At 59.3% G+C, this 19,381-nt stretch carries 14 protein-coding genes and 1 pseudogene; 8 read left to right on the top strand and 7 right to left on the bottom strand.

Going from position 1 to position 19,381, the window contains the following annotated elements:
* Positions 1-47: 47 nt before the first annotated feature.
* From IEX43_RS13545 to IEX43_RS13570, 6 genes and pseudogenes are all read right to left on the bottom strand, one after another.
* Positions 48-2,030: a DUF6541 family protein gene (locus IEX43_RS13545; RefSeq protein ID WP_188811784.1), complete on the bottom strand. Its 1,983-nt coding sequence runs from the start codon at positions 2,028-2,030 to the stop codon at positions 48-50.
* 56 nt (positions 2,031-2,086) lie between these two features.
* Entirely contained in the window at positions 2,087-2,950 is an 864-nt protein-coding gene (rfbA, locus tag IEX43_RS13550; RefSeq protein ID WP_188811930.1) for a glucose-1-phosphate thymidylyltransferase RfbA, read from the bottom strand.
* Between the two features lie 55 nt (positions 2,951-3,005).
* Positions 3,006-3,878 (bottom strand): glycosyltransferase, encoded by an 873-nt coding sequence (locus IEX43_RS13555; RefSeq protein ID WP_229666459.1) that lies wholly within the window; start codon positions 3,876-3,878, stop codon positions 3,006-3,008.
* Between the two features lie 35 nt (positions 3,879-3,913).
* Complete coding sequence (locus IEX43_RS13560; protein ID WP_188811785.1) at positions 3,914-4,810, bottom strand: glycosyltransferase; 897 nt, start codon at positions 4,808-4,810, stop codon at positions 3,914-3,916.
* A 2-nt stretch (positions 4,811-4,812) separates the two neighbouring features.
* Complete coding sequence (locus IEX43_RS13565) at positions 4,813-5,199, bottom strand: DUF2304 domain-containing protein (protein WP_188728216.1); 387 nt, start codon at positions 5,197-5,199, stop codon at positions 4,813-4,815.
* Positions 5,199-5,916: pseudogene (locus IEX43_RS13570) on the bottom strand (glycosyltransferase family 2 protein). Before IEX43_RS13570 ends, IEX43_RS13565 begins: the two are co-directional and overlap by 1 nt.
* 275 nt (positions 5,917-6,191) lie before the next feature.
* Between IEX43_RS13570 and IEX43_RS13575 the strand changes: the two are divergent.
* The 5 genes from IEX43_RS13575 to IEX43_RS13595 all read left to right on the top strand — a co-directional run bounded on the left by IEX43_RS13575 (position 6,192) and on the right by IEX43_RS13595 (position 12,895).
* Positions 6,192-6,941, top strand: coding sequence for a glycosyltransferase (locus IEX43_RS13575; RefSeq protein WP_188811786.1), 750 nt, complete (start codon positions 6,192-6,194; stop codon positions 6,939-6,941).
* Between the two features lie 65 nt (positions 6,942-7,006).
* On the top strand, positions 7,007-8,005 hold the full coding sequence (rfbB, locus tag IEX43_RS13580) for a dTDP-glucose 4,6-dehydratase (protein ID WP_188811787.1): 999 nt from the start codon (positions 7,007-7,009) through the stop codon (positions 8,003-8,005).
* Between the two features lie 3 nt (positions 8,006-8,008).
* Complete coding sequence (locus IEX43_RS13585) at positions 8,009-9,433, top strand: sugar nucleotide-binding protein (RefSeq protein WP_188811788.1); 1,425 nt, start codon at positions 8,009-8,011, stop codon at positions 9,431-9,433.
* A gap of 12 nt (positions 9,434-9,445) precedes the next feature.
* On the top strand, positions 9,446-11,626 hold the full coding sequence (locus tag IEX43_RS13590; protein WP_188811789.1) for a glycosyltransferase: 2,181 nt from the start codon (positions 9,446-9,448) through the stop codon (positions 11,624-11,626).
* A 15-nt stretch (positions 11,627-11,641) separates the two neighbouring features.
* Positions 11,642-12,895 carry an oligosaccharide flippase family protein gene (locus IEX43_RS13595; protein WP_188811790.1) on the top strand — a complete coding sequence of 418 codons (1,254 nt, stop codon included), beginning with the start codon at positions 11,642-11,644 and terminating at the stop codon, positions 12,893-12,895.
* A 712-nt stretch (positions 12,896-13,607) separates the two neighbouring features.
* Here the strand turns inward: IEX43_RS13595 and IEX43_RS13600 are convergent.
* Entirely contained in the window at positions 13,608-15,665 is a 2,058-nt protein-coding gene (locus tag IEX43_RS13600) for a lysozyme (RefSeq protein WP_188811791.1), read from the bottom strand.
* Between the two features lie 683 nt (positions 15,666-16,348).
* Between IEX43_RS13600 and IEX43_RS13605 the strand changes: the two genes are divergently transcribed.
* From IEX43_RS13605 to IEX43_RS13615, 3 genes are read left to right on the top strand one after another with little or no spacing between them, the layout of a single operon-like run.
* Positions 16,349-17,572 (top strand): CpaF family protein, encoded by a 1,224-nt coding sequence (locus IEX43_RS13605; RefSeq protein ID WP_188811792.1) that lies wholly within the window; start codon positions 16,349-16,351, stop codon positions 17,570-17,572.
* Positions 17,569-18,426 (top strand): type II secretion system F family protein, encoded by an 858-nt coding sequence (locus IEX43_RS13610; RefSeq protein ID WP_188811793.1) that lies wholly within the window; start codon positions 17,569-17,571, stop codon positions 18,424-18,426. The genes IEX43_RS13605 and IEX43_RS13610 overlap by 4 nt, the downstream gene beginning before the upstream one ends.
* On the top strand, positions 18,423-19,364 hold the full coding sequence (locus IEX43_RS13615; RefSeq protein ID WP_188811794.1) for a type II secretion system F family protein: 942 nt from the start codon (positions 18,423-18,425) through the stop codon (positions 19,362-19,364). Before IEX43_RS13610 ends, IEX43_RS13615 begins: the two co-directional genes overlap by 4 nt.
* Positions 19,365-19,381: the final 17 nt, after the last annotated feature.

Here is a 19,381-nt window from a genome sequence, read left to right on the forward strand (position 1 = left end):
AAGAGGACGGTGAGGCAGGCCCTGGAACCGGCTGCAATATGTCGGCGTCAGTCGCAGGCGGTAACCTCAAACAACTTGGCCTCGCCATGCCGGGCCAGAAGCTCGAACCCCGGTGTCGCATCGGGAATCTGCAGCCCTTGGAAACCGTGGTTTCCCCCATGGACCTCCCGTGTCCCGAAGTCCAGTACATAGCGAACGTTGTTGACGCGCGCAGCAGGGCACACGGCCGGGTCGCTTGCTGCTTCCCGAAATTTGTCGTTCAACAGTTCGGTGGCCTTTGTATACGTTGTGAGTGTGTGCTTGGATGTTGTGTTGCGGTCGGCCATGGCAAACGCCATCGCACCTCCGGTCCAGGGATTGACCGCGATAGTGGCTTCCGGCGGTACATACTGATCGAGTTCTTCGATCAGAGCCATTTCATCGGAACTGACCAAGGGGGAGTCAGGCGATGTTGAGTAATTCGCTTGTGCGGACCGGACCGGCGTAAGCATTGGTGGTGCCTGGAGGATTCCCAGCACAGCCAAGAAGGCAAGGGGTCCAACAGTGTACATAGCAACCGGTGCTCGCAGTGTGGAAGTGAAGGCAGTCTGTTGGGAAATCGATGTGATGCCGTTCTGCAGTGATTGAATGGCCCACGCCGCACCGATAGCTCCCAGGGCCACCCCGGCCACCGGGAGCAGTGCGGCTAGGCGGTAGCTGTCGTTGTACCAGACCCCGGTCAGAGTGTCGCGAAGCGTCCCTGCAGGGCCAGCGGAAACCATGACAAAGAGTCCCGCAATGACCGCGAAGGAAGCGGAGAGCCATGCAGAGGAAGGACGCTTCAAGACATAAATTAGGCCTGCGATGACGAGGACGCTGACAAGCCAAGCCGGGGGCCGCTGCATGGCGGAATTAGTCAGTATCTCCCCGACTGCCTGTCCGGGAGTCTGTACGGGCAGCCACGTTGCGGCCGCGGCCGGTGGACGAACGTACATCCAAAGGACAGCAATAATGGCGAGAATTATCAGCAGTCCCGCGCCCGCGAGGACCGTTACGCCTGCTGGCCTACCCGCCCTACGCTGCCTTATCGCGAAGGTTGTGAAGGCAGCGAGAAGGATTGGAACAGACATGGCTGCCAAAGACATCACACCGTTAGGGTGAGCGACGGCAACGCCGAGGGCTGAAAGTGGGGCCAGCGAGTACCTTGCAAGCGGGCCAACGTTCGCAAAGATACTTGTTCCGAAAAACACGTTTACGCAGGCCAGTGCTCCCGGAAGCATGCTTACAGACAGGAAGTTCGGGTACAGGACCCCAAAGTCCAGCAACAGGATGGGAAAGGATCCAAAGCCGGCTGCCAGAACGCCTGCCGCGCCGATGGCATAGGCGTTTGAGCCCATTATCGACCTCACCAGGAGCATGCAGCCCAGGGTCCAGACGGTTGTAGCGACACAAAGGTTGAGTACGTTGACCGCGACTGGCAAGGGGAGGCCCGTCACTTGTATAAAAAGCGATGCCAAGCCATGCCAAGCAGCGGGATAAAAGTATGGAGGATTGTCGCCGTTCGTCATCCCCGTAATCGTCATCGAAGAGGCGTTTCCAGTCTCCAGGACGTAACGGATGGCATTCAGGTGGAAGACATTGTCGAAGGTCTGGGAGATGTTCTCAGGCCGGCCAAACGCCGCGCGCAACTGCAGCCCTATCGAGACAGCGCCGAGAGCAAAGCCCACTATTGCGAGAACCAGCATCCGTCTGGAAGTTCCGATGGCGGTCCGCCATGGCTGGTGCGGCTGCCGTAGTTTCGGAATTCTTCGGGCTGCAAGGAAAACTGCGGCAAGCGACAGTGATGCAACTGCTACTGGCAGGACCGACCAGTCCACTCCGAAATATGGTGTCAATATGGCGGTGACGGCCACAATACTTACTGTCAGAAGGGGAGCAACAGCAATAAAGGCAGGGTTGCGAAGGCCGAGAGCCAGGATGAGTAGCGTGCCAGGCAGAAACAGCAGGGCTAAGCATACGGCGGCCATGGGAATGACAGAAAACCAACTCATGAAGACTCCACGGAAAGACGGCAGGTAGACGGCAGGTGCGGCTCACGCCGCGGACCTTAGTCCTCCAGAAGGCCCAAGAGGTAGCTTCCGTAACCGCTCTTGACAAGCGGTTCTGCCCGGGAGCGGAGTTCGTCGTCGGTCAGGAAGCCCTGGCGCCAAGCAATCTCTTCTGGAGCCCCGATCTTAAGACCTTGACGGTTCTCGACAGTGCGGATGAAATTCGATGCGTCGCTGAGGTCGTTGAATGTTCCGGTGTCCAACCACGCGGTTCCGCGTGGGAGGATCTCAACCTGAAGCTTGCCTCGTTCAAGGTAAATCCTGTTGACGTCCGTAATTTCGAGCTCCCCGCGCGGGGAAGGCTTGAGACTCTTGGCTATGTCCACAACGTTGTTGTCGTAGAAGTACAGCCCGGGCACCGCGTAGTGGCTCTTTGGCTTCTCCGGCTTCTCTTCGAGCGAGAGGGCCCTGCCGTCATCATCAAATTCAACGACTCCGTAGGCCTTGGGATCTTTTACCCAGTAGCCAAACACGGCGCCGCCGTCTATGTCCGCATGGCGTCGGAGCTGCGTGCCCATCCCTTGGCCATAGAAAATATTGTCCCCTAGGACGAGGGCGACAGTTTCGTCCCCGATGTGTTCCGCACCCAAAATGAAAGCCTGGGCAAGGCCATCGGGGGAGGGCTGCTGCACGTAGGTCAGATTGATGCCGAACTGCGACCCGTCTCCCAGGAGACGCTGAAACTGGTCTGCGTCATGGGGAGTGGTAATGATGAGAATATCCCTGATACCCGCGAGGATGAGTGTGGACAGCGGGTAGTAGATCATTGGCTTGTCATACACCGGGACGAGCTGCTTGCTGATGCCAAGGGTGATCGGGTGCAGCCGCGATCCAGTTCCGCCGGCCAGAATAATTCCACGCATGGCTTCAATCATTCACCACTCTGCATCCAGTGCCAAAACGGCAGTTGCACGAGGCCTACTGTTCTGGTCGTGGACCGCTGCGTCCCAGGAGGCCGTCACGAAGACCAAGCCGGGCGTAGGAGAGCCGTTCACGTCTACCCGGTGCCAGAACGCTCACCAGTAAAAGATGCCGTAAGTCCAGCACCAGCCCTCTCATGCTCCAGTACGGTTCCTGAAGCGCGAACCTCCTGGCCAGCAGGACGCGGTTACGGACGATGAAGTAGTAGCGCCAAGGCGCTGCTGTTCTCACCATCAGAGGTTTGCGGCCCCGCCTCAGATGCCAACTGCCGATTCTGGCCGGAACCATGGCTCCCAGTGAATGAACCAGTTCGGGTCCGGGGGCAATGATGCAAAGTAGCTTGTTGGCCTTTGCCCGCAGGTAGAACTCACTGTCGACGCCATCTATAAACAGCTTCTCGTTAAATTGGCCCACTTTGTCCAGGGAAGCAACGGGTATCAGTAGTCCTGATTGGACTGGCTCATCACCGATGACCACGCCTTTATGTGTTGTTAGTGGCCGGCTTGGCAATCCGCTGACCTTGCCGGGCGAAACCATTCCAACAGAAAGTCCAGCAGCGGCAGCAGCGGCAGCAGCGTGTTCAAGAGCATGAACGAAGCCCGGCGGTACGAGTGAATCCTGATCCATGGTCAGTACGAATTCAAGAGCGGCATTACGCAAGCGGGCCACTTCAACGCCCTTGTTGAGTGCCGCGGCGATGCCCATGTTGCTCTCAAGGCGCAGAACGACACAGCCAAGCGCGCCCAGCTGAGCGTAGACAGCTTCGTCAGGGGAAGTACTTCCATCATCTACGACTACCACCTCGGAGCACTGTTCAAGGAGCGCGAGACAGTTTCGAATGAGGTTGGCCTGAGGATTGAAGGTGCTCACGACGGCAGCCGTCACTGTACTTTTAGCCCTGCCCATTATGTTCCCAGCCCGTGACGGACCATGGTGCGAAAAGCGCCGCTGTCGCGGGACCTCAGCAGGGCAGGTATCAGCGACAAAGCGTGCAGTCTGGAAGTGAGACGCAGCCGCGCAGCCAACTCCGCCCGTCGCCACCCCTGAGCATGGGCAAGGCGCGCGGCCAAAGAGAAATAGTCTCTTTCGCCGGTAAAGCGAGACCCATCCACAATGAGCCGCGAGGATGCGCTTTCCGTGTGTCGGCGGTATGCGAAGCTTTCCGACGGCACCAGCAGCAGAGATCTTCCCTGCAGGATCATGTCCACAATGAGGGCAAGGTCTTGAATAATGGGGAATTCGTCACGGAAGTCAACTGTTCGCACCGAGTCGGTCTTGAAGGTGAGCGAGGGCCAATACAGCCAGTCGCCGTGCAGGAGACTGCTGGCCAGCTTCTCGCCCGAAAGCAAGAGCGGTGACGTAGACCGGGGTTTGAGGATCCGTTGTTTAACAGTGTCCACGAGGGTCTTCACTCGTTGGCCTGCCGCATCGATGACGCGTACGCCCGGCTGGATAATGTCGGCGTCCGGATAGGCGTCGTGTGCTTCCAGAACGGTTTTCACGTAGTTGGGCAGGAGGACGTCATCGCAACCAACCACCGCAACCAGTTCTTGCCGCGCCATCTGAATGGACGTCCTGAAACTCTCAGTGATGCCTTCGTTTTTAGGCTTCTTAAAGTAAGTGATCCGAGGGTCCGCAATTCCGGCCACATATTCCTCAATGGTCGGATCCGGGTAGGCGTCGTCCACAATGGTGAGGAACCAACGTGGGTCAGTCTGCGCCAAGACACTGTCGACAGTCAGCTTCATGTAATCAGGGTCGCCCCAGTATGGAACAAAAATATCCAAGGAGGTCTCAGTCACTGCTACTGACCTTCCGGATCTTGGCTGCCGTTACCCCCACTGACCGGCAATAGGCCGGTAAGCCGCTCCACCTGGATGCGGAGTATTGCAACCTCCTCCGCCAAGGCACGGGTTTCCTCCTCTACCACGGATATTTCCCACGAAAGGTGCAGGCAAACACCGAGAAGCATGAGGATGCTGAGGATAAACAAAAGGTTGGAAGGCAGCTGGACGCCAACGACCCTTGCTATATACACCAGAAGCTGGGGAAACGCAGCCAGAACAAGCGTGGCGACTCCAACGACGAGCCACCATATTGCGTATTTTTCGCGCAGTTTCTTCCGGCGGAGCATCTCAGCTACCAGCCCGACAATTGCCAGAGCCAGAAGAAAAGCGGCGATGTTCGGCATCATTTCTGTCCTGCCATTGTCTGAAGTGGCAATGCCACGTGGGACCGCCGGCGAGTCAGCGCAAACGCCAGCGCAAAGAACGAGCGACCCAGGTACACCGCCGCCTTAATGGGATGGTGACTGGGAGTTCCGCCTTGCCGTGGGCGCATTTCTACCGGCACTTGCGTGACTGAGAGTCCGGAACGAATGGCTACCACCAAGGAGTCGATCGTGTCGCCAAGGTACTCCGCCGGGTTAGTGGTCAAGGTACTGGACAATCGCCCTGCTGTTGCCTGCGCGGAAGCCCGAGGTGACGTCCGTGAGAGTCGTTTTGGCCAGTTTGGAGAGGACAGAGGCCAGAAGTTTCATGGCCCATTTTCGGGGACCCTTCACTGTGTAATCTCCGCGATTGGCGAAACGGGCGCCAATCGAAATGTCCGCTGATTCCAGGCCGTTGAGTACTTCTCGGATGTTTCTGGGATCGTGCTGCCCGTCCGCGTCAACTTGAATAACCTGACTGTATCCAAGGCGCTGGGCGTACCGGAACCCGGCCCGCATGGCGCCGCCAACTCCAAGGTTGAAAGGGAGGTTGAGGACTGTAGCGCCCGCGGACGCCGCTATACGAGGGGTCTCGTCGGTGGAGCCGTCATTCACCACCAGCACATCGTAGGGTTCGTCGAGGGTCAGCACTTCGGCCACAGTTGCCCCTACGCAATCAGCCTCGTTCCACGCCGGCATGATGACAAGCACACGGTTGTTTTCCAAATTGCGCATATTATCCCAACTATATCAACGCTGCGATTGGGGCCCGAACCGGGGCCCCGCGCGGACAGTGCGGGCATCTTGGGCTGTCATCTAAACGGATCCAGCGTCCCAGCGTCTCGCATCCTAGCGCGAGCATGGCGGTACGAGCGAGTCGGTCCCGTCCGCAGCTTTGCTGCCGAGCGCCCGGAAGGTGCCGGCCCAATTCCTTCAGTAATGCTTCAATCCCCGAATCCGTTAGTGTCGGGTTCATGACGAGCGATCAGCCTCTACCGCCTTATGCCATCCGAGTCAGCGTCTGCATGGCAAGCTACCGCGGCGCGCCATACATCGCGGAGCAACTGCAGTCCATACTCAAGGAGCTTGGCGCGAACGATGAAGTTGTCATCGTCGACGATGCATCCCCGGACAACACCATCGAAGTCATCCGCTCGATCACTGACCCGAGGATCCGGCTCATCGAGAGTCCGCAGAACCGTGGGTACGTCCGCTCGTTCGAAGCGGCGGTCGCAGCAAGCCGGGGCGAGTACATCTTCCTTTCAGACCAGGACGATGTCTGGATCCCGGGAAGGGTCGCAGCCATGGTCGTAGCCCTGGAGTCAGCCCGAGTCGTTGCCTCGAATTTCGAAATGCTTGGTGGCGGTCCGCGGCCATGGATTCCGCGGCTGCTCCCCGCATGGGACAGGAAACCCATTGCAAATCTGCTTGGCGTGATGATCGGTTACCGCGCCTACTATGGATGCGGGATGGCATTCCGGCGGGACATGGTGCCCGTCTTCACTCCGATTCCTTCCTACGTGCACGAGTCGCACGATCTCTGGCTGGCTATCTGCGGCAATCTCTCGAGATCCATAACGCACTTGGAAAAATCCACCTTGTTAAGGCGGCTGCACGACAGCAATGAAACCCCCGCCGGATTCCGTTCGCTTGGCCGGATCATTGCCGCGCGAGTTATGCTCGCGCGGCTGATCCTGGAGGCTAGGCGGCGGCTAAAACGGTAATCCAACCCTGGGCCGCATGACGGGAACCCGCCAACCGCCCACTCGGCAACCGGTAAGCTGGCACAATGCAGAATCTCCTTGTCACCGGCGGTGCCGGCTTCATTGGTTCCAATTTCGTCCACTATGTTCTGGAAAATACCGACGACCATGTCACGGTATTGGACAAGTTGACGTATGCGGGGAACCTGGAGTCGCTGCGGGGGCTGCCAGAGGAGCGGTTCACGTTCGTGCAGGGCGACATCGTTGACGCTGGCCTGGTGGAGGGACTGGTTGCGCAGGCAGACGTTGTGGTCCACTACGCGGCGGAGTCACACAACGACAACTCCCTGCATGATCCCCGCCCATTCCTGGATACCAACATCATTGGCACGTACACGCTGATCGAGGCCGCGCGGAAGCACAACAAGCGTTTCCACCACATCTCCACCGATGAGGTGTACGGCGACCTGGAACTGGATGACCCGGAGCGGTTCACCGAGCAGACCCCTTACAACCCGTCCAGCCCGTACTCCTCCACGAAGGCCGGCTCTGACCTGCTGGTCCGCGCCTGGGTCCGTTCCTTCGGGCTGCAGGCGACCATTAGCAACTGCTCCAACAATTACGGCCCATACCAGCATGTGGAGAAGTTCATCCCGCGCCAGATCACCAACGTGATCGACGGAATCCGGCCCAAGCTCTACGGCAAGGGCGAGAACGTTCGCGACTGGATCCACGCCAACGACCACTCCTCGGCCGTACTGGCCATCATCGGCAAGGGCAAGATCGGCGAGACCTACCTGATTGGAGCCGACGGGGAGAAGAACAACAAGGACGTTGTTGAACTGATCCTGAAACACATGGGCCAGGCCCCGGACGCGTATGACCATGTGGTGGACCGCCCGGGCCACGACCTGCGCTACGCCATCGACTCCACCAAGCTCCGCGACGAACTCGGCTGGGAACCGAAGTTCTCCAATTTCGACGCCGGCATCGAGGACACCATCGCCTGGTACCGCGAGAACGAAAACTGGTGGCGCCCGCAAAAGGCCCAGACCGAAGCCAAGTACAAGGAACAGGGCCAGTAGACGATGCAGATCGCGTTCTCGAAAAAGCTGACCGCGCACGAAACGCCGATTCCCGGCGTCGTCCTTTACGATCTGCCGGTACATGGCGACAAACGTGGTTGGTTCAAGGAAAACTGGCAACGGGAAAAGATGGTGGCCCTTGGGCTGCCGGACTTCCGCCCCGTCCAGAACAACGTCTCCTTCAACGAGAAGGCCGGTACCACGCGCGGCATCCACGCCGAACCGTGGGACAAGTTCATCTCGGTGGCCACCGGGCGGATCTTCGGCGCATGGGTGGACCTCCGCGAAGGCCCGTCGTTCGGTGCAGTTTTCACCGCTGAACTGGACCCCAGCCAGGCGATCTTCATTCCGCGCGGCGTGGGCAACGCTTTCCAGACCTTGGAAGACAACACGGCCTACACCTACCTGGTCAACGACCATTGGTCAGCGGATGCCCAAGGCCAATACACCTTCCTGAACCTCGCGGACGAGACGGCGGCGATCAGCTGGCCAGTGCCGCTGGAGGAAGCAGAACTGTCCGAGAAGGACAAGGCGCACCCCCGCCTCTCGGATGTTGTACCGATGCCGCTCAAGAAGATCCTCGTCGTAGGTGCAGACGGTCAGCTGGGCAAGGCGCTGCGGAAACTGTACGACGCAGACGCAACCGTTGAGTTCGCCGGGCGCGCCGGCTTCGATCTGGACAGCGAAGCGTCCTTCACGGAGCGGAACTGGAAGAACTACTCGACGATTATCAATGCCGCCGCCTACACCGCGGTCGACACCGCGGAAACAGCGGAGGGCCGGGCGGCCGCCTGGTCCGTCAACGTTGCCGCCGTCGCAAGGCTGGCCCGCGCCGCCGTCGAACATGACCTTACCCTGGTGCACGTCTCATCCGACTACGTCTTTGATGGTGCCCGGGAGCGCCATGGCGAAACTGAACCCTTCACCCCTCTGGGTGTGTATGGCCAGACCAAGGCCGCAGGGGACGCCGTGGTCAGTGTGGTTCCCCGCCACTACATCGTGCGGACCAGCTGGGTTATCGGTGAGGGCAACAACTTCGTGCGGACCATGGCATCCCTCGCTGGCCGAGGCATCGAGCCGTCCGTGGTCAACGACCAGGTTGGCAGGCTCAGCTTCACCGAAGACATCGCAGCGGGCATCCGACATCTCCTGGAATCCGAGGCAGAGTACGGAACGTACAACCTCAGCAATGACGGGGAACCGCAGTCGTGGGCTCAGGTAGCCCGCGATGTTTTCGAGCTGTCGGGGCGTGGGCGTGATGCCGTTACAGGTGTCAGCACGGAGGAATACTTCCGCGGCAAGGCTGCAGCTCCTCGACCACTCAACAGCGCTCTGGATCTCGGCAAGATTAAGGTGTCTGGTTTCGAGCCCCGACCTGCCCGGGATGCCCTGAAAGCGTATCTCGGCCAGCAGGCACGGGCGGAATAGCGGTAAGACCTCATGCCCTTTGATGCCAATTCTTTCGGCGTGGTCGCACTCGCGGCTTATCAGCCTGACCTGGAGCTCTTCGCTGCCCAGCTGCGGTCGATTCAGCAACAGACTCATTCGAATTTTCTGTGCGTCATCTCGGCAGATGGCGGATCAGAGCAAATCCGCGACTTCGTTGACCAAGAGTTGCCTGGCGACGAGCGCTTCCAGGTCATTGGCTTCGAGGACAGGCTGGGCTTTTTTGGAAACTTCGAGAGGGCACTTCGGAATGTCCCTTCCGAAGCCGAATGGGTGGCGCTTTCTGACCAGGACGACTATTGGTATCCATCCAAGCTCGAGGTGATGCTTCCGCACCTGCAAAACGCAAGCCTCGTGTCCGGGCAAGCACGGGTGATCAGACTTCCCGGTAATGAAGTGATCACCTCCTCCACCCAAAGGAAGAATGTTGATCTCGACGCGCTGCTGGCCCAGAACCAGGTGACAGGCAGCTTGGCTGTTTTTCGGTCTGATTTGTTGGACTTGGCGCTGCCTTTTCCGCGGCTGAACACTGTCTCCCAGGTTCATGACCACTGGCTGGCGGTTTGTGCGAAATCCTCGGGGGGAGTCGCGATCCTGGGTGACGTTGTCCAGGATTACGTACAACACGGAGGAAACGTGTTAGGCGAGGTGGGCGCACAGAAAAGCATTTTTGCCTCCTTCCAACACCTGGTTGCTCTTTCCAGAAAATATGAAGGCAGCGCAAGCCCAATTTCGATCCTGAAAACAGCGCATGGGTTGAGCTTCGGGTGGCGCAGGGTGATGGCGGACACTCTCTTTGCGCGGGTGACGCCAGCTGTCCGCGGATTTGAAGCAGGCATTGCCCCTTTCCGAAGCGGACATCGGTGGACGACGACGTTGAGGACCCTGGTCACAGGGCTGCAGCGAGGGGATATCGCCGTGCCCTGTTTCGTAGAGTTCCTGGCGGGCATGCCACTAGAGTTGGTCAACCGTGGCAAACGCTTGGTGACCCGCCCAGGCCAAACTGGGAAAGCTGAGAAGAATGTGTTGTTGACAAAGCTATTACGGAGAGAAGTGCCGAACGATAAGAAGCAGTCCCAAGTTTCAAATTTGGGTGCCACGTCGTCCTATCGAGGAAAGATAGCGATTGTTCTCCCCGGGTTCAGTAAGTACCCTATCGGCGGCTACAAAGTGGTCTACGGCTACGCGAATTTCCTGGCCGGGCGGGGATATGAGGTGACGTTGATTCACGCATTACTTCTGTGGGGCGCCAAGCGCCGGGACAAAGACTTCCGGCGACCTATCTCATCCGTCATTTCTGGGCTGCGCCCGTTTCGCAAGCCGAAATGGGTGGACTTGGACACGAGGATCCGATCCTATACGCTGCCCTATTTGATGCCCGCAATGCTGCCCAGGACTGACTACCTCGTGGCCACGGAAGTTCAGACGGCGAAGCTTGTTGAAAAAGCAGCGCGGCGGCAGGGAATTCCTGCGTCCTACTTCATCCAACACTATGAGGACTGGTCCGCTGATCCTGAATTTATTGATGCGACCTGGAAACTCCCCATAAGAAAAATCGTTATCGCTCCTTGGCTGCAAGCCCACATGAGGTCATTGGGGGAGGAATGCGATCTCGTTCCGAACGGTATCGACCCCGAGGAATTCCCGGCGGGGCCTCCGCTCAGCGAACGTGCCTACGACATCTGTGCCATGATTTCCGATGTTCCCTGGAAGAGGGCGGACCTTGTGGTCCAGGTTCTGAACTCGCAAGTCAGCAACAAATCAGGAGTCCGCGCTATAACTTTCGGTACGGGTGAAAGGCCCATTTCTCTTCACTCGGCCGTGAAGTACATCAAGAATCCGACTAAAGCGGAGATTCGATCTGCGTATCAATCATCCAAACTTTATCTCTGCGCCAGCGACGGAGAAGGTTGGCACCTGCCGCCTGCAGAAGCGATGTCCAGCGGATGCGCAGTGGTCTCCACTGATATTGGTGGCGTGAGGGCCTATGCGGAGAACGGTGCTCTGTTTTCTCGCGTGGGTGATGCTTCCGGCCTTGAACAGAACATTGAGCTCCTTCTCAATGACCACCAGCTGGCTGAGAAGTTAGCCGCACGAGGTCTGTCTGACATGAGAGAAAACAGCCCAACGAAGGCGGCAGCTAATTTTGAGGCAGCGGTAACCCGTGGCGCCTAGGGGTTGGTCCTCCCAATGAGCAGGACTTTACTGCTAAAGCGTTTCGCAGGCTTCACATTCGTGCCGTTGGTGGGAACTCTTGCCCCCTTGCTCCTATTGCCAATTGCTGCGCGCGTCGGTGGAGTAGACGGATGGTACAGCTTGTCTGTTGGGCAGGCGGTTGGCACTTTTGGAAGCATTGTTATCACCTACGGCTGGAATGTCCTCGGCCCCGCCCTAGTTGCAAAATCAAGTGACGAGGCTTTTAGGCACAAGCTGTGGGCCGAGTCGCTCGGCGAGCGGCTACTTCTTTCTACAGTTGTTCTCCCGGTAGCTGGTGTTATCTCGTGGGCCTTAGGTGCGGAGGGTTACAAACCCTTTACGGTCGCCATGGCGCTTGCTTTCTGCCTAAATGGCTTGACGCCCAACTGGTTTTTTATTGGTGCTGGAGATCCCAGGGGACTCGCTCTTTATGAGATGTTTCCCCGCTTGGTAGCCACGCTGTTGGCGGCTGTGCTCATCTTCATCACCCAATCACTTTGGTCGTACCCTGTCCTGTGGATATTGTCGTCCATTGTGGGCCCGATTGCGGTACAGCGGAAGTTCCAATGGCCCTCGCTTTATGTGGGGCGGAGTTTTACCGAAATCCTCCGTGGCCTGCGGGCCAGGCTGGGTGTAGCAGGTATCGACGCCCTTGGTGGAGTATACGTATCTGCTCCCGTTCCGGTGGCAGGAGCAACAGGGAGTGCGTCAGTCGCCGGCAGCGTCGCCTCTTCTGACAAGCTTTACCGCTTCGCGCTTATCACGGTGACAACACTCGGAAATACTTTGCAAGCATGGACTCTGGACCCTGCCGCGGAGAGTCCCAGACGGCGACATATGGGAGCAATTGGCGCTCACTCGCTCCTGGGATTATTTGGAATGCTTGGATTGGGACTTTTGGGTGAATTCGGTACCGAAATTCTGTTCGGCGAGGCCGTCAAGGCTGATTCACTAACCATGTGGTTCTACGGTGGTGCGTTCTTTGCTGTGTCTGTGTCAACGCCCCTGATCAGAAACATACTGGTCCCGTCCCTAAAGACCCGTTTCGTTCTTGCCGGGACGGCCGTTGGAGCATTGTCGGGAGTTATAGCCATGTATTTGCTCGGTCAGATGTTCGGAGCCACGGGAGTAGCTGCAGGATTCATGCTAAGCGAACTGCTGTTGGTGATGGTTATTTTGCCCCCGTCCCTCAGACACCTTTCGCGCATTCCACGTACTGGTTCCAGGCCATCCGTGATTTCAGGGTAACTCGTCAGGCCCACGAAGGTCCCACGTCGACTTTGACCTCCCTGTATTTCGAGTGCGTTTGTGGTCGGCGTAATCTGCTTTCCAGGGGTCCGGTTCCCTGGACTGTACGGGTCACCCCTAAGAGGAGTTCCTCATCACCGTTGCAGCCCTCGCCGACGTTCTCCGCAGGTGTAGCGGGTTTAGATCCGCCCTGCGCCTCTGAGGGTTTCAAAGGGCTGGTGGTCATTCTAGCGTCTGTGAGAGCCCTGCGGGGCGGAGAAATCGCGGGTCAATTCCAAGGTAGTCAGCGGACCGAACATTCAATGAAGCATTTTCGGACGAACAGCAAGTCCCTGGCGCGCTTGTTGTCCGGTTCTGTACTCGGGCGCGGACCGGAATCGGAGTACATCAATGCGCAGCAGCTGGGGATGACTGCGTCCACAAACGAATCCCGCAGCCCGCTCTTGGAGCGGGCACGGGCCTGCACCCGCGGGGTGGGTCCGAAGAACGGTGACGGCCGTGCGCTGACTCTTCGCTATCCCGTGGCTTGTGAAACAGGGCACGGCCACCGGCAACAGAGAGATCACGAAGGCCGTCCTACTCCAGGCTTACTCAGGCGCCATCCCAGCAGAGCTATTGCGCCCCTTTGGCTTCGACACCACGAAGTCAAAGGGGCGCCGCCACAAAGGCAGGCATGGGAGGGAATTATTGACCACACCCTTAGCAGCTGTAACTAGTACGTCAGTGACCGGCAACCCAACTGCGAGTTGTTGGTACTGAAGACAGAAACCGCGACCCCATAGGCGCAAACGGTATATTGGCCTCGGGCTGATATAGGCACAGCAGTGACGAAGCCATGGTTTCCAATGGTCTGCAGCGAGCTGTTTACATCTGGGCGACTGCCGCTAGCAGTAAACGGGTAACCTCTTGTGCTTCCATCTGGATACTTGACATAAACGTGAACTGGAATGGATGAGCCTGGAAACGACGGATCCAACGTCCAGCCCTGTGACACGAGAGAAGCTTGACCGTTGGAAACCTGCACGGCGGCGCTGTCCAAATGGCCCATTGTGGGTGGTGTGGAGTTGACGGTGATGTCCCTGCAGCCCAAGAGTGTCGGCCCAGTGGAAAGTGGCGCAGCCCCAAGGGCCTGAGCACATGCCGTGTAGCTGCCGGCGGCGCTGATGCCAATCGAGGCCTGGAAACCATGATCGCCGACTGTTGCCAGCGCAACGTTCACGTCCGGCCTCTTTAGGTTTGCGCTGAAAACGGTGCCCGGATTGACACCGCCTGAGCCGTCTTTGGAAACCAAGTAGACACTTACGGATGAACTGCTGGCAGGCAGAGTGGGATCAAGCGCCCAGCCCGTCAGCTGTAGAGACGCGGCATTAGGAGTTTGTTTCAGGGTGAGGGCATCGTAGCTACCCATGGGTGGCGGGCTTGGAGCCACCGTAAGGGTCTTGCACGACAGAAGGACATTTGAGTTTTGGCCGATTGCATAAACGCAAGCTTTGTATGTTCCAGCCATTTTTAGGGGTACTTGGTAGTCAAAACCGTGTGACGAGCCCAGGCCGGTAACTTGATTTACGTCAGGCCTGGAAATATTGGCGGCCATGCGGAATCCCGTTGTGGCTCCGTCAGGGCCTGTGACGTATGTATCTGCATATGTGCTTGCTGCCGGATTGGCTAGATCAATCGCCCAGCCTTTTAGGTGAAGCGAGACGTTCTGGGCCGTCCTAACCTGGCCTATGTTGTCGAAAGAACCGATGGGAGCTTCCACCCCAGATGCCGCGATGCTCTTGCAGCCGAGCGCAGTATTGCCGAACGCGCCGATGGAGTGGGCACACACCCTGTAGGTCCCCGAAGTAGCGATGCCGATGCTGCCGTCGAATCCGTGGGAGGACCCATAGCCGAACGACTTGTCAACGTCCGGCCGGTATGCATTCGCCTTCCAGGGGTAACCTGTCGTTCGTCCATCGGGCCCGGTGACATAGATATGTGCTTCGTTCGCCGCCGGCGAGTTAGCCAGATCGACAGACCAGCCGCGTACCCGAAGCGAGACATTGCTCCCATCCCGGCTGACCGCAAGATCGTCGAAGTTGCCGACGGGCATCCGGACGCCGGCGAACCGTTGGAGGGAGGCGTAATCCCCGTTCCAGACATTGGAGTCACCAGCGAAAGGTCCGGTGCTGCTGTACTGCCACATGCTGTAGGTGCTCCAGCTGGCTGTCGGAACCGGTCCTGCATTGTTAGTGGGGGAGTTGGGGTAGGCCGCAACCCAAAGTGGGTAGTCACCAAAACCAGCAGGGTTGCCCAGGCACTGGTTCCACCAGCTCGTGTTGGTGTAGATGACAGGCAACCGGCCCGTCATCGTTTGCATTGTGTTGCCGAAATCCCGCACCCACGACGTGAGCTGGGAGGGGGACATGTTGTAGCAGGTGTTGCCGAAATAGAAACCGTTGATCGTCCGGCCCTCGTAAGGGTTGAACTCAAAGTCGAGCACTGGCGGCATGGTGTATCCGTCGGAGGACCAACCTCCGCCGTTCTGCACGAAGTAGCGTGCCTGGTCCGCCCCTGAAGACCAATTGGGAATGGCGAAGTGGTACGCGCCGCGGATCATCCCAACGTTGCGGGATCCCTGATACTGGGAGCTGTAGGAGGGGTTCTTGTAGTAATTACCTTCAGTGGCCTTCACATACGCGAACCGTGAGCCCATGTTCCACTGCTGCTGCCAATCCACGGTTGGTTGGTGGCCGCTAACGTCCAGTCCCTGGACGCCGAAAGTTGGCATCCAGGTGCCTTCGCTAGACAGCGACTCCGTACTTAGCCTCTTGAAGGAATTGGAAGGAGCCGACGCGGTGACGCGAGCGGACCGTTGCCCCATCTCGGCCCCGCCGACGCCAACTGCTTCCGCCATTGACTGCGTAGGCTCGGCACTAGGCTCAACAGACGGTGCATCCGCGGGGGCTGTTTCTTCGGGGGACGGCGGTGCCGAGGGAACCGTCGGAGAGGGTGCGACAGCAGGCGAGGATTCACGCGTCGGTGACGACGTTGTCGGCGTTGGAGCGGGCTCAGCGGCGGACGCGATACCCGCCAAACCTGGGCCGGCCACAAGGGAGGCAGTCAGAAGGGCTATCCCGAGGGACTTCATGACGGGGCGACGGGACTGAGACAGGTTCCGCTTCATTTTGGCTCCGGAAACAATGAGGAGCTCCTGCGAGTCCTCATCTGGGTTGCTGCTTCGGATGGTTCCCCCAGGAATCAGCCGAACAGGGATTTGACACTTAACGCGCTCACCATAGCACCGTGTTGCTGGTGAAAACAGAGGTGCTCCTGGTGCATGTGATGATCCTGTGGCAATCCTGCGTTTATCCACAGACGATCCTTGTGACTTGGCAGGCTACTGTCTGGTACCTAGTCTTTATCCCAGTTGCACTGCCTCCGCCGGGGGGCGGCAGTTGTATTGGGGAACACATGGACGCGCTGGGAATAGTCGAGGATGAAGTCCGCGAGCTTATCCGTCGCCGAGGGCTTGATCCGCTCCATCAGGCCGGTGAGGTCCGCCGACTGGTGGAGGCGGCGGTAACGGATTATGACGAGCGGGCGCTGATGGGTCCGCTTCCTCCGCTCGGGCCTTTGGATGCGGCCCGCAAATTCCTCTTCGACGCCGTCGCCGGGTTCGGCGTCCTGCAGCCCCTCCTGGACGATCCAGCCGTTGAAGAGATTTGGCTGAACGCTCCCAACGAAATTTTTGTGGCCCGGAACGGTGAGTCCGAGCTGACTTCGCTGAGCCTCAGTGAGCAGCAGGTCCGCGATCTGGTTGAGCGGATGCTGAAAAGCTCCGGCCGACGGCTGGACATGTCCTCTCCGTTCGTGGACGCTGCCCTTCCCGACGGGTCCAGGCTCCACGTGGTCATCCCGGACGTGACGCGCAGGCATTGGGCCGTCAATATCCGGAAGTTCGTGGTGAAGGCCAGCCGCCTCGAGCATCTCGTCGACCTGGGCACGCTGACGCCCCAGTCAGCCCGCTTCCTTGGCGCAGCCGTATCCAGCGGGCTCAACATCCTGGTCTCGGGCGCTACCCAGGCCGGCAAGACCACTATGCTCAACTGCCTGGCGGCCAGCATCGGCAGCCGGGAGCGTGTCATCACCGTGGAGGAGATTTTCGAGCTTCAGTTTCCCCTGCGCGACGTCGTCGGCCTTCAGTGCCGCCAGCCAAACCTTGAAGGCGAAGGCGAAATACCGCTGCGCCGCCTCGTCAAGGAAGCGCTCCGGATGCGTCCGGACCGTCTGGTCGTGGGGGAGGTCCGTGAAGCGGAGAGCCTGGATATGCTCATTGCTTTGAATAGTGGCCTGCCAGGCATGTGCACCGTCCACGCAAATTCAGCGCATGACGCAGTCACCAAGATCTGCACGCTGCCCCTGCTCGCGGGCGAGAACATCTCGTCAGCCTTTGTCGTTCCCACCGTCGCATCATGCATAGATCTCGTAGTCCACTGCAGCCGGCAGGCCAACGGCCGCAGGGAGGTAACTGAAATCCTCTCACTGGGCCGACGTGTGGAGAACGGCATCATCGAGTCGTCCCCGGTCTTTGCGGTGGTGGACGGCGCCCTGCAGCCCCGGGCCAACTCGATGCCGGCCGCAGAAAAGTTCAGCCGGGCAGGGTACGACGTCGCGGCGCTGCTGGATCAGCGATGACGGCGGCTTTGCTGGGAATTACCACGGGGACGGGCCTCTTCCTCATCTGGTGGTCCTTTTGGGAGACACCTGTACAAGGGCCCAAGGAACGGAAGGTCAGCCGCCTGGGTGACCTTCTCGCCTCCGCCGGCGTCGACAAGGTATCCCCAGGCAGCCTCATCGGCACGTGCGCGGGGCTCGGTCTTTTCGTGGCATTGGTGTTTTACGCCGTCAGCCGATCCTGGCCTATCGCCTGCTGTTTCGCGCTGTTCGCAGCGTGGCTTCCCATCAGCATCCTGCGCTGGAGGGCAAGAAAGAGAAGCGCATTGTTGCGCCAACTGTGGCCCGACGTCGTTGACCACCTCCGCTCTGCGATCCGGGCCGGCCTGCCGCTACCGGAAGCCCTCATCCAGCTCGGGGAAAAGGGTCCTGAAGAGCTCCGGCACGTATTCCGGGAGTTCGGTGCCGACTACCGCGCCGGGGGCCAGTTCGATGCGTCCCTCAACAAGCTCAAACACCGGCTCGCGGACCCGGTTGCCGACCGCATCGTCGAAGCCCTCCGCCTGACCCGCGAAGTTGGCGGTTCAGACCTCGGAAAGTTGCTCGGAACGTTGGCTGAGTTCCTCCGCGAGAGCGCCCGCACCCGGAGCGAGCTCGAGGCGAGGCAGTCCTGGACCGTCAACGCGGCACGCCTTGCGGTTGCTGCCCCATGGATCGTCATGATCCTGCTGGCGACAAGGCCGGAGGCGGTGCAGGCATATAACACCGCCGTGGGTGCAGCAGTCCTGCTCGGTGGCCTGGTAGTTTCGCTGCTCTGCTACTCCATCATGCTGAGGATTGGGGCCCTGCCCCAGGATGAGCGGGTGCTCAGGTGATCGACGTAGCTCCTGCCGCCGTCGTCTGCGGATTCCTCCTGGGAATCGGTCTGTGGCTCGTCATCTTCAGGTCACCGCTGATGCGCGCGACCACCCTGACAGAACGTATTGAGCCGCAGTTGAAGTCCCAGAACCTGGAATCACGGCTCCTGCACCCGGGGGAAGCGAACCCCACGCCTTTCGGCCCGCTCGGAAGGATTCTGCGCCCGGTGTTCCGTGACGGCATGGCGGCTTTGGGGAGGCTGAACCCGTCGCCGGGGGCTACTGCGCGACGACTGGCGCAGGCGGGAATCAACAAGACTTCCATTGACTTCCGGGCGGAGCAGCTTTTGTGGGCGGCTGCCGGCTTTGTGGCCGCCCTTGGCATTACCGCGATGGGAGCCGCCGCTGACAGGTTCAACCCACTGCTCGCCGCTGTCGCCATCCTGGGCAGCGCCGTGGGCGGCTTCATGCTGCGGGACTACTGGCTCGGTGTGCAGGTGAAGCGGCGTGAATCGAGGATGATGGCGGAATTCCCGAGCCTCGCTGAACTGATGGCACTCGCGGTCAGCGCAGGGGAAAGTGCCACCGGTGCCCTGGACAGGGTTTGCCGCAGTGCCAAGGGTGAGCTCACCAAGGAGTTCGCAGACATTCTTGCCGAGACCCGGGCGGGAAAGCCTCTGGTGCAGGCACTGCAGGAATTCTCTGCACGTACGGACCTGGCACCGCTGGTGAGGTTCGTGGACGGCATCATCGTTGCCGTCCAAAGAGGCACCCCGTTGGCAGATGTTCTGCGTGCCCAGGCCCAAGACGTGCGGGATACAGCGAAACGCGACCTGATGGAAGCTGCCGGCAAGAAAGAAATCGCCATGATGGTGCCGCTTGTTTTTGGCGTGCTCCCGCTGACCGTGGTGTTCGCCGTCTTCCCGGGCCTCGCGGCCATCAATCTGGGCTTGTGAAGTGAAGACACCACTGG

This window comes from Pseudarthrobacter polychromogenes (genome assembly GCF_014644495.1).
In the GTDB taxonomy this organism is placed as follows: domain Bacteria; phylum Actinomycetota; class Actinomycetes; order Actinomycetales; family Micrococcaceae; genus Arthrobacter; species Arthrobacter polychromogenes.